We start from the raw sequence: 16,122 nt of genomic DNA, 5'->3' as shown, positions 1-16,122 counted from the left end.
GGGAGTGATTCCTTATATAAGGAATCAAATTGATGATATAATAGTATCAGTTGAAACAAGTTTTAGAAAAAATCAATTCTATTTATAAAAAATCGTTAGCCGCAAAATTTCAAATAAGTCTAGGAGATGAATTTCAAGGATTAGTACAGGACTTAAAGTATAGGCTAATTAATAGCTTTTCAAAAGCAGAAAAGAAATGACAATGCTTATAACTGCATGGTATAATGCAGGTAAAGACAAATTGAAATTTATAGGAGATATTTATATGAGTGAATTTACAATAAATGAAATGAAAGAAATGCAAAAAATACTACAAGAAAAATACAAAGATAAATGGGAAGGTATTTCTGCTGAAGTAGGGCAAAACAAATTACTATGGATGGTTGGAGAAATTGGCGAAGTAATTGATATTGTAAAAAAACATAGCGGATTAAAAGCCAGTCAAGATGAAGATTTGAGAAAGGATTTGATTGAAGAATTAGCAGATGTTCTGATGTATTACAATGATGTTTTATTATGTTACGATATTTCATCCGAAGAATTAAAATCTGCATATGTTAATAAGTTTGAAAAGAATATGAAGCGTTGGTAAATAAGAATATGTTTGATGAATTGTTATATAGTGCTTCTAATGCTTTCAATTATTGATGTTATGTATATAAAAAAGATGGCGTAATTAACACCCTATGCAGGAGGGCTGTTATAAATCGGTGTTGAACGGTGTTATAAAGAAATATAACAAGAGCCATGAGAAAACGCCATTACCGAAGATAACGCCCCGCAGCCTAAGACATGTGTTCTGTAAAAAAGATAATGTGAGAGAGGCAGAAAAATATTGAAATAACTATCAATTATAACTAAAAGAAAAAAGGCTTATTTTGAAGCCTTTTACTATTTTTTGATCATCCGCTGTCTTAATAATTCAAAAGCGAATATGGTAGCACTGCTGCTGGCACTCATTGCATTTTTAAAATCATTCGCATAAGGTATGAAGACATTTTGATCACAAGCCTGTGCTACGATTTTACTTAAGCCACGCATTTCACCACCAATGGCGATACAGACACGTTTTGGAAATGTATATTCATAAAGATTCACTGCATCTTTTCGCTCTGCGGCGATTAAATGTATATCGTTGTTTTTCATTTCAGTAAGTAATGCTTCCATATCATCAGCGATGATCATGGATAAATATTCACTGGCACCAGCACTGGATTTTGCGACAACACCTGCGGCAGTTGTCCAGTTTCTTGGTGGAATGATGACACCATCACAGCCTGCAGCATACAGGGAACGAAGGACATGACCAAAATTAAATGGATCTTCAATGCCTTCCAGGATACATAAGAAGCAATCATCATTCATGATACAATCGGATAGTTTTTGATAACTTCGTTCTCCACAAAATGCAATCATACCCCCATGGGTTTTGCCTTGCGCATATTCATCTATTTCTTCTCGTGTGTGTGTTTCTATCGGTATCTTTTTTTCTTTTGCTTTACGGATGATAAAAGCCGTGTCGCGGTCTTTTTTCTTTTTATCTACATAAATCTTATGAATGCAGCGTTTATTCGCCAAAAGGGCAGCTTTAACGCTGATATTACCTTCTAAAATATAGTCTTCCATTTCGGTTACCTCTCAATCAAAGGTATTATAGCATGCCTTAGGAAAATTTAGAAATACTTTTGTTTTCATTATACGTGTTCTGTGGTAAACTATAGGAAAAAGTGAGGTTTTGATATGAAGATAGCAATCGTGACCATGATGGTCAAACCAAAAAAATGTGAAGAAAATTTTGTTTATATGAAGCAAAGAATTGAAGAAGCCAAAAAAGCACAGGCAGATATGATCGTATTTGGACAGAATGCCATCAGTGGATATCTGTTAAGTGAAGACTGGATGGATGATGCATGGTGTCGCTATGTGGACAGCTTTAACGAGCAATTAATCGCAATGAGCGATGATATCGCTATTGTATGGGGAAATATTCGTTATCGCAATAAACGACGTTTCAATGCCGCTTTTTTTGCGTATCAGGGCAATACGCATATGCGTGTAAAGAAAAATGAAACGACAGAATATGTAGATGATGCTATGTATTTTGAAGAAAGTGACATCAATAGTGCTATTGAATTTAAAGATATGGTGTTTGCGCTTAATTTTGGGAAGGAACTTCAATTAGCGGATATGAATATCAATCTGGATGCACATCCTTATGATATGGATGAAGAAAGCACTTATCATGGAAATATTATATACGCCAATGTTTGTGGCGCACAAAACAGTGGAAAACAGGTAAAGGTGATGGAAGGTGGAAGTTATATCTATCGCAATCATGAATTAGTTTATCAGGCAGCGTATTTCACTGATACGATGGACATTGTGGATATACATGATACAAAAGATATACCTAAAGAAAAACATATATTAGATGCCTTATTAATGGGGATCAAATCTTTTGATGCATCTGTATTTCCATCTTCCATGCCTTGGGTTGTTGGATTGAGTGGAGGACTTGATAGTAGTGTCACAGCTGCATTATTAACAATGGCACTGGGGAATAAGCGGATTTATGGCTATAATATGCCAACTGGCTATAACAGTACGAAAACCATTGATAATGCGGAAAAAGAAGCAACTGCTTTGAAAATTGCTTATCATAAAGGCAGTATTCAAAAGATGGTAGATGATATGAAAGATCAGTTCATGGAATCATTTGGATTTGATGTAAATGGCATGCCATCTCTTGTACAGGAGAATTTACAGGCAAGGATTCGTGGTTTTGTGTTAAATGGAATATCCAGTATGCTGGGTGGTGTTGTAGTGAATAATGCCAATATGGTAGAAGCAAGTCTTGGATATTGTACATTATATGGTGATAGTATTGGTGCACTTTCTTTAATTGGTGATTTGGATAAGGTAACACTGTTTGAAATCGCACATGAAATCAACGCTCGTATGGGAAAAGAAGTTGTCCCTGAAAATCTGCTGCCAAAATTTAAAGACGGCGAAATGATTTGGGATATGATGCCAAGTGCTGAATTAAAAGATGCACAAAAGGATCCAATGAAATGGTTTTATCATGATGCATTATTGAATAAAATTCGATTAGGTGCAACAAAAGCTTCTTTACTATTGGAGTATCGCAAAAAAACACTTCAAAATGAGCTGGGAGAATGGATGCAGTATTATCAAATTGATACAGAAGAAACGTTCTTACAGGATTTAGACTGGCTATTGTCCACAATGAAACGCAATGCCTTCAAACGTCTGCAACTGCCTCCTTGTATCACTTTACATGCGAAAACCATTACTGGACGTATCAGTACACAGGGTGGATATGGCAAGGATGATGAGGGCATGCTTAAGAAAATCATGAAGATTTCTTAAAATTTTGTAACTTTTCGTTTTCTTAGTCGAAGTCATGGTACAATAGCGGTAATGGAGGTAAATGCATGAAGTTTAAAGTAAGTGAAGATATGCGTCATAAGATCATTGCGGCAATCATTGTTGTTGCAGTGGGGATTACAATCTATTTCGCATATTATAAAATTGATGTATTGGTGGGGGTTTTTAATACAGTTACCAGTTTGATGATGCCATTTATTTTGGGGTTTGCGATTGCATTCTTATTGAATCGACCAATGGAATTGATAGAAACGAAGGTTTTAGGGAAAACAAGATTAAAAAAACAGACAAAACGAAATCTTTCTACGATTATCACGATGGTTTTAGCAATCATCATTGTAGGATGCTTTATGGCTTTATTGATACCACAGCTTGTGGACAGTGTATTTTCACTTGTAAAGGCATTCCCTGGATATGTTGAAGAATTCCAAAAGTTTGCGGAAAGTTATATGTCAGAACATGCAATCAATGCAGAACATGTGAGTGATTATATACAGAAAAGTGATTTCTTTAATAAAATTACGAATATGGTCACCACGGCATTGCCTCAGATGTTGAAGATGACTTTTCAATTTGGCAGTACCCTGCTGGATGTGCTTTTAGGTATCATGTCAGCGATTTATATGTTGATGGATAAAGAACGTTTGATGAGATATGTTAAGAAAATAAATTATGCGATTTTCCCAACACAAGCAAGTGAATATTTACATCGTATGGCAATCGCCAGTGCAGATATTTTCAATAATTTTATTGTAGGTAAAGCGATTGATTCCTTGATCATTGGAACCCTATGTTATATTGGTTCATTGATTTTTCAGTTTCCATATGCATTACTTTTATCGGTATTTGTTGGTGTGACAAACATGATTCCGGTATTTGGACCTTTTATTGGTGCTGTGCCAGGTATATTCATTCTATTTATTATTCATCCAATTACAGCGTTATACTTTGCTTTGTTTATCTTTGTACTTCAACAGTTTGATGGAAATATTTTAGGACCATTGATTCTGGGAGATAAACTGGGTTTGCCAAGTATTGGTATCTTGTTCTCCGTTGTTGTTGGCGGTGGATTATTTGGCGTCATTGGTATGTTTATTGGAGTCCCATGCTTTGCGGTATTCTATACAGCGGTTCGTGAATTTGTGAATTATCGTTTACATAAGAAAGAACTGGAGCTAAAAGATTTAACATATAAAGATGAGTAAAAAAGCGTTAGGCTTTGGTGTATTCCATAAGTCTAACGCTTGTTTTTAGATATAAGATAAAGTTTTTAAGATGAATAGCCACATGGTTAAGGTAAACGCACTACACAGGGTCGTTAGCATGACAACGGTACTAGATAGTGTTCCATCATGTCCCATATTCTTGGCCATGATGAAACAGCTGACAGTTGTGGCACTGCCTAACATAATCAGGATGGCAACCAGTTTTTCTGATGTGAATCCCATCCATATGGCGATGGGCAGAAATATTGCCACAAAGACAATTAATTTGATAAAGGTACAAAGGATTGCCGGCTTCCATAATCCTTTGGCATTCTGTAATTGGAAGGATGCTCCCATGGCCATAAGACCAAGAGGTGTTGCCAGCACAGAAAGATTGTTTAATGTTTTCTGCATGATTACAGGCTGCTTGATTCCGGATATTGACCAAAGAAAACCAGCTATAATTCCTAAAATGATTGGATTGCTTGCAATTCCTTTGATTGTTTTGATGAGAACTTCCTTTCCCATTTTGGTACGTTCTCTTTTTAATACAGAAAGTACGATGACAGCCATGACATTATATAAAGGAACACTGGCGAAAATCATTAATGGTGCAATCGTGGAGTGTCCATAGATATTCTCAATTAAAGCGATACCCAGGATAGCCGCAGAACTGCGATAACTTGCTTGTACAAATTCTCCCTGTATTGCTTTATTGTGTAGTCGAGTTGAAACCAGATAGGAAAAGATAATGGAAATCAAGGTAGCAAAGAAACAAAATAAGACAAAGCGGGTATCCCAGACAGAAAAGAAATCTACTCTTGATAAATCATTAAATAACAAGACGGGCAGGGCACAGGAGAATACAAATGCATTCATTCGTTTAACAAATTCATCTGTAAATATATGCAAATAACGAAAGATCATCCCTAAGATCATCGTTAAAAATACCGGTATGGTAACATTTAAACAAAAAATTAAATCATTCATAAAATCCACCTTTCATTTTATTCGCATTCCATTATACCACAAAAAAACATATCACTATGGATATGTTTTAAATTGCAGGATTCAACTGTATATTTTCGTTAAATGCATCCTCTGTAAGTGTAAAACTGCAGCGGCGGCATTCCTGAATGATATTCATGATATGATCGCTTACACGTTCAATATCAGTAAGGATTTCAGAATAGATGACACAATCTTTTGCGTCAACACTCTTGTCTTTCATACGGTTGATTTGAAGCTGTCGATAATTTTCAGTTAACTCATCAATGCGATCTTCAATGCGCTCAATCTTTTCGTAACAATCATTATCACTATCGAAATCATAAGCGAATAATAAGGAGAAGCTTTTCATCAATAGATCGTGCAGGGTAGTTAATTCCTCTGTGACCATGTGAGAATCATCTAATGATAATTCATTATGCTTTGTATATTGCAAGATGTTAATGGCATGATCGCCAATGCGTTCAATGTCCGCAAAGCACTTGAATAAGGCATTGACAGTTGTACTTTCTTTTTCACTCATATGTAAAGAAGAAACTTTCGTCATATAATTGGTAATTTCATAATTGATATAATCGATACGTTTTTCACGCTTGTTGATTTTTTCAGCATCACATTCTTTGGTTGTGATACCCTTGATAGAATCACTTAGATTCTGTTGTGCTAATTGTAACATTGCCACCGCTTCCTTACGTAAAGAGGAAACTGCAATTGTTACTGTACCAATGTTATCCGTATCCACAAATGTAAGTGGAATGTTGTATCCTTTGTTTTCTTCGATTTCTTCTGGTTTGATTGGCATAATGATCTGTGCCAGTTTTGCCAGTTTATTACCAAATGGAATCAGCAACAAGGTTGTCGCAATATTGAAAATCGTATGTGCATTGGCAATCTGTGCAGCAGGATTGGATGTGATGGCTTCCATCCAGCCCACAAATGGTATTAAATGTACTACGATAAAGAAGATGGCTGTACCAATAATATTAAAGGACAAGTGAATAATGGTTGTACGTTTTGCATTTCGATTTGCACCAAGAGATGCAAGTACTGCAGTGATACATGTACCAATATTCTGACCAAAAATAATATAAATGGAAGTATCTAGTCCAACAAGACCACTTAATGCAAGTGCCTGCAAAATACCAACAGATGCTGAAGAACTTTGAATTAAAGCGGTGAAACCAGCACCTAGTAAAATTGCTAATAATGGATTTTTGATTGTTGTCATTGCGGAAATAAATGCTTCACTACTCTGTAGTGGCACCATCGCATTTTTCATCATATCCATACCAATGAACAAAATACCCAGACCTGCCATGATTTCTCCAATAGCATTTAATTTTTTATTCTTGAAGAATGTTACAAACACAACACCAATAATTGCGACCAATGGGGCAATCTTACTGGCATCTAATGCAATTAACTGACCAGTGATCGTTGTACCAATATTGGCACCCATGATAATCCATACAGCCTGATTTAATGTCATCAGCTGTGAATTTACAAATCCAACGACCATAACAGTCGTCGCACTAGAGCTTTGTATGACCGCAGTAATCAATGCGCCTACCAGTATGCCTAAAAAACGATTGCTTGTTAATTTTTCTAAAATCGTTTTCATTCGATCTCCGGCAGCAGCTTCCAGCCCATCACTCATCATATGCATGCCGTATAGAAATAGCGCCAAACCTCCCAGCAACGCCAAAATGTTTTCAAATGTCATCCTTTATATCCTCCTGAAAAAAGTCATTCTTTATTACATCTCAAGTATACAAAATAATTGTAAAGCTATTGTAAAAATTCTGTTAATAATTCACAATGTATTGATGAAAACCGCTTACAATCAGGGGAATGTAAAAGATATGTAAAAAAGTGACCTTAAGGGTCACTTAGGATATTATTGCATACTGACAAACATATCATCATAAGTTGGATATGGATAATTATCAGAAGAAATAGCATCTTCAATTTGATCAATGACAGAACGTAAATCAGTCATTGCAGGCACAACCACAGTATTTAAATATTGTGCTTTCGCCATATTATCAGGATATTGCTGGCGATTTTCCATTTTTTGTTTTAAATCATGATACTGTTTATCAAAGTTATCCAGTAAAGATACCAGATGTTTGATCTTGCGCTGATAATAACTATTTTCAAAGCCCAGTGAATTTTGCGCATCACTATAGAACTTGATTTCACGTACCAGGGCAGGAAGGATTTCTTTCTTGCTCATATCTAATAATGTTAAAACTTCTACTTTTACACTCTTACGATATTCTTCTGTCAAGATATCCACACGTGCTTCCAGCTCAGCACGATTATAAACCTTCATACGATCAAACATCGCAACAGCTTTTTCAGAAGATAAAGAAGAAATAGAGTCTAAGTAACATTTGATATTTGGCAAGCCACGTTTTTCTGCTTCATCCAGCCAGTCAGAAGAATAGCCATCACCTGAGAAAAGAATGCGGTGGTGTTTCTGCAGGATATCACGACAGATATCCAAAGATTTCTTACGCACTTCATCAATATATTTGATACCCTGTAATTTATCAGCGATTTTACATAAACTATCAGCTACGATAGAATTCAATATAATATTGGTTGTGGAAGCGCTGCGGCTGCTGCCAACCATACGGAATTCAAATTTATTTCCGGTAAAAGCAAATGGAGATGTACGATTACGATCACTAGTATCTTTTGGCACATAGCTTAGATTGGCAATCGCATATGCTTTTGGTTCTACAACATCATCAATTTCATTTTCACCTAAACGAATCTTTTCTAAAACGATTTCCAAATCTTCACCCATACAGATCGATACAACAGCTGGAGGTGCCTCATCTGCACCTAATCGATAATCATTTCCATAACTGCTTGCTGCCATACGAAGCATTTCCGGATACGTATCCACAGCCTCAATGATTGCACATACAAATAAAAGGAAACGAATGTTTTCGTGTGGGCGATCTCCTGGTTCTAACAGGTTTTGTCCATCATCAGTCACAAGACTCCAGTTATTGTGTTTGCCACTGCCGTTCACTCCCTGGAAAGGTTTTTCATGAAGCAGGCAGGCAAGTCCATGCTTATCGGCTTTTTTCTTTAATACGTCCATGATGATCAGGTTTTGATCAACTGCGACATTCGCATCAATAAATAATGGTGCGATTTCAAATTGACATGGTGCGACTTCATTATGTTCTGTTTTGGCATAAATACCAAGCTTCCATAATTCTTCATCGACTTCCTCCATAAAAGCCTGTACACGGGCAGGAATACTACCAAAATAATGTCCTCGCAGATCCATTGATTTAGGAGGCATAGAGCCAAATAATGTTCTACCAGTATGTACTAAGTCTTTACGTTTCAGGTACATTTCTTTATCCACCAAAAAATATTCCTGTTCTAAGCCTACCATGGCATTGACATGCTTGATATCTTTATCTTTAAATAAGTTAACGATTCTGGTTGCCTGTTTACTGATTGCTTCTGCAGATTTCAATAAAGGAGCTTTCTTATCCAGTGTTTCTCCATTATAGGAAACAAAGATCGTTGGAATACATAAAACATTGTCACGGATAAATGCAGGAGAGGTACAATCCCAATAGGTATATCCTCTTGCCTCGAAAGTAGCACGAAGTCCTCCACTTGGAAAGCTGGAAGCATCGCCTTCACCTTTGATCAGGCTTTTACCACTAAAACGGGATATTGCCTGATTGTGATCACCTGGCTCAATAAAGCTGTCATGCTTTTCGGCAGTTGATCCGGTCAATGGCTGAAACCAGTGCGTAAAATGTGTTGCACCTTTTTCCATAGCCCATATCTTCATCGCATGTGCAATCGCATCCGCTGTTGGGCGATCCAATGCATCTTCTTTACGTGTTGCTGTTTTCCATTTCTGATAAACAGGATGAGGAAGGCATTCTTTCATTACGTTTTCACTAAATAAATTGATGCCAAAATCATCAAAAGGGTGTTTGTTTGTCATTTTAAAATCCTCCTTTATCAAGATTTTACCTTATTTCACAAAAAAAGTATAGGAAATCTCAAATAAAAATTAAAAAAATCTATAAAAATTAAAAAATATTTTGAAAAATCTGAATAAAAAAACAGAAAAATAGCAAGATAGTTAAAAACTTGCCTGATTATATAATGAGTTAGATGTTATATATTCGTCACAAATTCGTTACAAAAATCATTAAACGCTTACAAATTTTAAAATTTATGCGCAAAAGAGATGATTTTTATAAAATTATGAGGTACAATGTATATATGAAAAAGTAATGTTCATATACTTTATAAGGAGGAATTTAACATGAACTTAAAAGGAACAAAAACAGAAAAGAATTTGAATGAAGCATTTGCCGGAGAATCCATGGCTAGAAACAAATATACCTACTATGCTAGCAAAGCAAAGAAAGATGGCTATGTACAGATTGCCAATATCTTTGAACAGACTGCTAACAACGAAAAAGAACATGCAAAACTTTGGTTTAAATTATTGCATGATGGTATGCCTGATACAGTAACGAACTTAAAAGATGCTGCAGCTGGTGAAAACTTTGAATGGACAGACATGTATGCTCGTATGGCAAAAGAAGCTCGTGAAGAAGGCTTTGATGATATTGCTGAAACAATGGAAGGCGTACTTGCTATTGAAAAAACACATGAAGAACGCTATGTTGCTTTATTAAACAACATTGAAGATGGTACAGTATTTGAAAAGAGCGAAGAAACTGTTTGGGAATGCTTAAACTGTGGACACTTACACCGTGGTAAAACAGCTCCAGAAGTTTGCCCTGTATGTAATCATCCAAGAGCTTACTTTGAAGTTCGCGAAGAAAACTACTAAAAAGTTGAAAAACCTATCAGAATTGATAGGTTTTTTTTAGCTTTTCCTTATTATTTTAAAGGTTCTACCGCAATAAATAGCTTATCACGTTCAGGAAGTCCATAATTTTTTTCAAAGAAATCATACATTGTCCAATTATAGAAAAAACGTTCAGCTCCATAAATGCCATAGCCATCCTGATTATGATCTGTTGTATCATATGAATCAGCTACAATGATGACATCATCCTGTGTAGTTTCAGTGCCCATGGTATCATAGCCGATAATGACCTGCCAGTGTCCGCCCCAATCATTCCATGCAACCATCACTGGAATGCCTTTCTTTAGATAATCCTGAATCATTTCTAAAGAAATTTGATCATATTCACTTTCCTTATAATCATAAGTTGATTTTATAGAAAAACCGCCAACACCTTGAAAAATCTGAATCATTGATTTCAATGAGGTTGCTTCTGGTTCTAATTTATTTGTACGAAATTCAGCAAGGCTTTTTTCATCATAATCGCCTAATGCGTCGTAATATTTTAAAACCATGAGGGCAGCATCTACACCACAACTCCATTCACTACTTTGTTGAATCGTAGGAAAATGCTCTAAAATTGTAAGGGTATCATTAGATTTCATATGATATACATTAGGATGTGCAAAATATATAGAATCCTGATGATCACCATCACGTTCTACACTATCAGCACCATCCTCTTTTGACAAATCCACAGTATGTTCGATTTTCATATCATCTTGATAATTCGCTTTTTTTTCATTTTTGGCACAACCCGTTAATAATACTGCAATACATAAAAAACAACATAATTTTTTCATTTTTTCTCTCCTTTACAAAATAATCGCAAAGGGTACTTGCTTATGATCGTTTCATTATTTAATTTTGATAGTTTACTCCCATAAAATATGATTATCAGGATATTGTCTTGAGTCTATACAACATAAAATGCCTTTACTACTCTTACTGATCTCACAAGCACACTTGCTTATAAAACTTGGCTTCTAACCACAATAAGACAGATATTGTCTATATCTTCGGCATTTGACCTGGCTGTCCGTATGGCCTTTTTTCTAGGGTCAAATCACAGTTACCTGTGTATATGTTTATAAACTTAGACACATCCCTCCTTTTCTTAAGAGGTATTATAAAGAATGTTTATAAAAAGTACAATGTTATAAATAGGTTAATTAGATAGATATTATACATTCTAAATGAAGAGATAAAGAGGTAAGACTACACATGTAAGAAACACCAGTATGAAGATAAGTCAGAACTTTCTTATACATAGGTTGATTTCATAAGAAAATTTGAGAAACTATTTCAGCTAAGGTATAATAGACAGGTAAGAAAGTTGGGATGATATGGAACTGAAAGCATTACGGATATCAGATAAAAAAATTGAAATTTTAAATAATATGAATATCTTTCAGGCAGAGGATTTATTGACATATTATCCTTTTCGTTATGAGGTAAGCGAATTTATACCACGAAAAGATTGGCAGAAGGATATGAAAATCAGCATGGAGGCAATGATCATAACACATGCGAAAGTTATTCGCTTTCGTGGAAAACAAAGTATTACACGATTTAAAGTAGTATTTGAAGAAGAAGAGTTTGACGTGTCAATATTTAATCGGCCATGGGTATCAGCTTTTGAAGTTGGAAAAACAATCAGTATCTTTGGAAAATATGAAGGTGGCAGCCGTATTACAGCCATGACTTATAATTTTAAACCATTAAAGGAACAACTGGGTATTTTTCCAGTCTATAATATAAGAGAGGGGATTACCCAAAAAGATATTATTAAGTATATTGAAAAGGCATGGAATGTACTTCAAGATCAGGTAGAAGATTTCTTGCCAAAGGATATCCTAGAAAAATATCGATTGATTCCTAAAAAACAAGCTCTATACTTTATCCATCATCCAGGTAAAAGTGAAGCATTGCGACAAAGTCTGCGCCATTTAAAATATGAAGAATTCTTCAAGTTTCAATTAGCCATGCAGGCAATTAAATCGCAGGAAAAAGAGGTCGTCAAGGGATGTGAAAAACACTTTGATGTAGAAGATGTCATGGAATTAAAAAACTCATTAACGTTCTCTTTAACAGATGATCAGGAGAAAGTTATTGAGGAGATATTAGAAGATTTAGCAAGTGAAAAAGTGATGTATCGTATGGTGCAGGGAGATGTTGGATGTGGAAAGACACTGGTTGCGGCATTTGGGCTTTATGCATGTGTTTTATCGCATAAACAGGCAGCATTTCTAGCACCTACGGAAATCTTAGCAAAACAACATTATAAGAATCTGTTAGAAACATTTAAAGATGTGGATGTACAGATAGATGTATTATATTCTTCCTTAAAACCAGCGGATAAAAAAGCTGTTTTACAACGATTAAAAAATAATGAAACTGATATCCTTGTAGGAACCCACGCATTATTTCAGGATGATGTGGATTTTCATGATTTAGGTATGGTGGTTGCGGATGAGCAGCATCGTTTTGGGGTATCACAACGAAGAAAGATGTTAGAAAAAGGTGATAAGGTAGACTTTTTGTTTATGAGCGCCACACCGATTCCCAGAACTTTAGCGATAAGTTTATATGGAGATATGGATGTTTCCACGATTCAACATCTGCCAAAGGGAAGAATGCCAATTACCACAAAACTTGTGAAAAGCAGATCTATGGGTCCCATACTTGAAGAAGTGCTGGAAAAAATAGATGAAGGAAACCAGTGCTATGTTGTATGTCCTGCCATAGAAAAAAATGAAGATTATGATATCAAAAATGTGAATGATATCTATGATGGCATGAAAAAAACAATAGGCAGAATGTATTCCATTGGTTTACTACATGGCAAGATGAATACACAGGAAAAAGATGCTGTGATGCAGGATTTTGTGGATGGCAAGATTCAGATTCTGATTTCTACTACTGTAATAGAAGTAGGTGTCGATGTAAAGAATGCCAATATTATGGTGATTTACGATGCCAATCGTTTTGGCTTAAGTCAGATTCATCAGCTAAGAGGTCGGGTTGGACGTGGACAAAAACCTGGATATTGTTACCTGTTGAGTAATACAAGTGATCCTGATACGATGAAACGATTAAAAATCTGTGAAAAAACAAGTGATGGTTTTGAAATCGCCAGAGAAGATTTAAAGCTGAGAGGTCCTGGAGATATATTAGGAACTAGACAAAGTGGGGTGCCTGGATTTATCTTGGGAGATGTGATTCAGGATGCCAATATTTTAGAAGTCGCAAGAGATGATGCTGCCTATGTGTTAAAACATATGGAGGAAGATAGATATACATCACTCAAAAGTTATATAAATGATACATTATCCAGTGGAACTTATCTGGATTAGTGGTATAATAGAAACATTAAGGAGAAAATGATATATGGATACTATTTTTGATTGGTTAGATCGTATGCATATCGCATATCACGACAAAACGTTGATTGAAACTGCACTGGTTCATTCTTCCTATGTGAATGAGCATAAAAGCTATCCACATGATAATGAACGATTGGAGTTTATGGGTGATGCGGTATTACAGTTATGGTCCACAAACAAATTATTTCGTCTGAACCCTCCATTAAGTGAAGGTCAGATGACAACCCTTCGTGCACAGCTTGTCTGTGAGGAGGCTTTGGCACAATATAATCGTAAGCTTGGCTTAGGTAAATATTTAAAGCTTGGTGTTGGCGAGGAAAAAACAGGTGGCAGAGAACGTGATTCAATTTTAGCGGATATGTTTGAAGCACTACTTGGCGCAGTCTTTTTAGATCAGGGAATGCACGCTGTAGATATTATATTGGATCAGGTGTTAACACCAGCCATTACCCAGCCAAAGAGTGAAAAGGTAATTGATTATAAGACAAAGCTTCAGGAATACATACAAAGTGATTCTCGAAAGACAGTTCATTATCAGACCGTGAATGTCAGTGGTCCAAGTAATAAACCTGAGTTTGAGGTCGTTGTGTTATTAGATGAAATCGTGCTTGGTAAAGGCAAAGGTTATTCTAAAAAACGTGCGGAACAGATGGCCGCAAAAGATGCATTTGAAAAGATGGTGAAGTAAGCTGGTATGTCCAGCTTATTTTTATGGACATATGGAAAGTGTCAGAAACAGAAAGTAACGAAATAACACATGGGATGGAATGTAAAAACTCCATCCCTTTTTTGTCACACGAAAATGTAACCGTTTTTTGAAACCCTTAACATTATGGTTGCTTTTTCAAAAAGAAGCCGGTATAATGAATGTGTATGGTGGTATATACCACGGGAGGAACAACATGAAAAAAAGTGTAAAAATCGTGACAATTGGTGGAGGTTCATCTTATACTCCTGAACTTGTAGAAGGGTTTATCAAACGTTATGAGGAATTGCCAGTTTCTGAATTATGGTTAGTTGATATTGAAGCAGGTAGAGAAAAATTAGAAATTGTTGGTGCATTGGCGCAACGAATGGTAAAAAAAGCAGGATTACCAATGAAGGTGATTTTGTCATATGATAGAAGAGAAGCTTTGAAAGATGCAGATTTTGTCACTACACAGATGCGTATTGGTCGTTTGCCAGCTCGTGTATTGGATGAAAGAATTCCTTTATCACATGGAATGATTGGACAGGAAACAAATGGTGCAGGTGGCATGTTTAAAGCATTTCGTACCATTCCAGTAATTTTAGATATCGTAAAAGATATGCAGGAATTATGCCCTGATGCATGGATGATCAACTTTACAAATCCAGCAGGTATGGTAACAGAAGCAGTACTTCGTTATACAGATTTCAAGAAAGTCATTGGTTTATGCAATGTTCCTGTGAATATGGTCGCAGGTATCGCAAAAATCATGGGTGTAGAAGAAGAACGTGTTACAATGGAATTGCAGGGTGTTAACCACCACATCTTTGCGACAGATGCATTTGTGGACGGTGTGAGTGTGATTGATGAAGTTGTGGAACGTTATGCGAATATTGACGCAGAAGATACGATCGCAATGAAAAACTTTGTATCATTGCCTTATTCTCCAAGCTTTATTCGTGGGCTACATGCGATTCCTTGTCCTTATCATAACTATTACTTCTTTACAAAAGAACAGCTTGAAGAAGAACTGGAACAGTTTAAGACAGGTACCGTTCGTGGAGAAGTTGTCAGTAAAGTGGAAGAAGAATTATTTGAATTATATAAGAATGAAGAACTTGCGGAAAAGCCAAAACAATTGGAACAGCGTGGAGGCGCAAAATACAGCGATGCTGCTTGTAATCTGATTGCGTCTATCTATGCTAATAAAGGTGATATTCAGTATGTAGATGTTAGAAACAATGGTACAATTACCAATCTGCCAGAAGACAGTGCTGTTGAAGTAGCTTGTTACATAACTGCAGATGGCCCTAAACCAATCGCAACTGGGGAATTAAAACCACAGATCAATGGTACCATTCAGACAATTAAAACATTTGAACGTCTGGTATGTGAAGCAGCTGTGACAGGAAATCGTGATTTGGCAGTTACTGCATTGAATATGAATCCATTATGCCCAAGTGATACACTTGCCAATGTTGTAGTGGATGAATTATTAGAAGCACACAAAGAATATTTACCACAGTTCTTTAAATAACAAATAAAATCCCAGGG

13 protein-coding genes are annotated in these 16,122 nt (G+C 35.9%); 8 read left to right on the top strand and 5 right to left on the bottom strand.

Annotated elements, in window-relative coordinates; translation table 11 throughout:
* Nucleotides 1-50 precede the first annotated feature (50 nt).
* Nucleotides 51-200: a SatD family protein gene (locus tag DW114_RS22170; RefSeq protein WP_117452731.1), complete on the top strand. Its 150-nt coding sequence runs from the start codon at nt 51-53 to the stop codon at nt 198-200.
* A gap of 65 nt (nt 201-265) precedes the next feature.
* On the top strand, nt 266-592 hold the full coding sequence (locus tag DW114_RS05200) for a MazG nucleotide pyrophosphohydrolase domain-containing protein (protein WP_053769005.1): 327 nt from the start codon (nt 266-268) through the stop codon (nt 590-592).
* A 299-nt stretch (nt 593-891) separates the two neighbouring features.
* Here DW114_RS05200 and DW114_RS05190 read toward each other — a convergent pair whose 3' ends face one another.
* Entirely contained in the window at nt 892-1,626 is a 735-nt protein-coding gene (locus tag DW114_RS05190; protein WP_117452730.1) for a TrmH family RNA methyltransferase, read from the bottom strand.
* A gap of 114 nt (nt 1,627-1,740) precedes the next feature.
* Here DW114_RS05190 and nadE point away from each other — a divergent pair, with 114 nt between their 5' ends.
* Together nadE and DW114_RS05180 are read left to right on the top strand one after the other, a co-directional pair.
* Nucleotides 1,741-3,390 carry an NAD(+) synthase gene (gene nadE / locus DW114_RS05185; protein WP_117452729.1) on the top strand — a complete coding sequence of 550 codons (1,650 nt, stop codon included), beginning with the start codon at nt 1,741-1,743 and terminating at the stop codon, nt 3,388-3,390.
* Nucleotides 3,391-3,455: 65 nt separating this feature from the next.
* Nucleotides 3,456-4,613, top strand: coding sequence for an AI-2E family transporter (locus DW114_RS05180; protein ID WP_117452728.1), 1,158 nt, complete (start codon nt 3,456-3,458; stop codon nt 4,611-4,613).
* A gap of 45 nt (nt 4,614-4,658) precedes the next feature.
* Here the strand turns inward: DW114_RS05180 and DW114_RS05175 are convergent, their stop codons facing one another.
* From DW114_RS05175 to DW114_RS05165, 3 genes are all read right to left on the bottom strand, one after another.
* A complete protein-coding gene (locus tag DW114_RS05175) occupies nt 4,659-5,603 on the bottom strand; it encodes an AEC family transporter (protein WP_117452727.1) in 945 nt (314 codons plus the stop codon).
* A 67-nt stretch (nt 5,604-5,670) separates the two neighbouring features.
* A complete protein-coding gene (locus DW114_RS05170) occupies nt 5,671-7,344 on the bottom strand; it encodes a Na/Pi cotransporter family protein (protein ID WP_117452726.1) in 1,674 nt (557 codons plus the stop codon).
* A gap of 174 nt (nt 7,345-7,518) precedes the next feature.
* Nucleotides 7,519-9,612: a glutamine synthetase III gene (locus DW114_RS05165; RefSeq protein WP_117452725.1), complete on the bottom strand. Its 2,094-nt coding sequence runs from the start codon at nt 9,610-9,612 to the stop codon at nt 7,519-7,521.
* A gap of 327 nt (nt 9,613-9,939) precedes the next feature.
* On the opposite strand from DW114_RS05165, the gene rbr reads away from it, so the two are divergent.
* Nucleotides 9,940-10,476: a rubrerythrin gene (rbr, locus tag DW114_RS05160; RefSeq protein WP_117452724.1), complete on the top strand. Its 537-nt coding sequence runs from the start codon at nt 9,940-9,942 to the stop codon at nt 10,474-10,476.
* A gap of 50 nt (nt 10,477-10,526) precedes the next feature.
* Here rbr and DW114_RS05155 read toward each other — a convergent pair whose 3' ends face one another.
* A complete protein-coding gene (locus DW114_RS05155; protein WP_117452723.1) occupies nt 10,527-11,297 on the bottom strand; it encodes a C39 family peptidase in 771 nt (256 codons plus the stop codon).
* 543 nt (nt 11,298-11,840) lie between these two features.
* On the opposite strand from DW114_RS05155, the gene recG reads away from it, so the two are divergent.
* The 3 genes from recG to DW114_RS05140 all read left to right on the top strand — a co-directional run bounded on the left by recG (nt 11,841) and on the right by DW114_RS05140 (nt 16,105).
* Nucleotides 11,841-13,850 (top strand): ATP-dependent DNA helicase RecG, encoded by a 2,010-nt coding sequence (gene recG / locus DW114_RS05150; RefSeq protein WP_117452722.1) that lies wholly within the window; start codon nt 11,841-11,843, stop codon nt 13,848-13,850.
* A gap of 34 nt (nt 13,851-13,884) precedes the next feature.
* Nucleotides 13,885-14,568 (top strand): ribonuclease III, encoded by a 684-nt coding sequence (rnc, locus tag DW114_RS05145; RefSeq protein WP_117452721.1) that lies wholly within the window; start codon nt 13,885-13,887, stop codon nt 14,566-14,568.
* A 214-nt stretch (nt 14,569-14,782) separates the two neighbouring features.
* Nucleotides 14,783-16,105: a 6-phospho-beta-glucosidase gene (locus tag DW114_RS05140; RefSeq protein WP_117452720.1), complete on the top strand. Its 1,323-nt coding sequence runs from the start codon at nt 14,783-14,785 to the stop codon at nt 16,103-16,105.
* Nucleotides 16,106-16,122: the final 17 nt, after the last annotated feature.

The sequence above is a fragment of the Absiella sp. AM09-50 genome (genome assembly GCF_003433845.1).
GTDB classification, from domain to species: domain Bacteria; phylum Bacillota_I; class Bacilli_A; order Erysipelotrichales; family Erysipelotrichaceae; genus Hoskinsella; species Hoskinsella hominis.
This window is presented reverse-complemented; position numbering and strand designations above follow the sequence as displayed.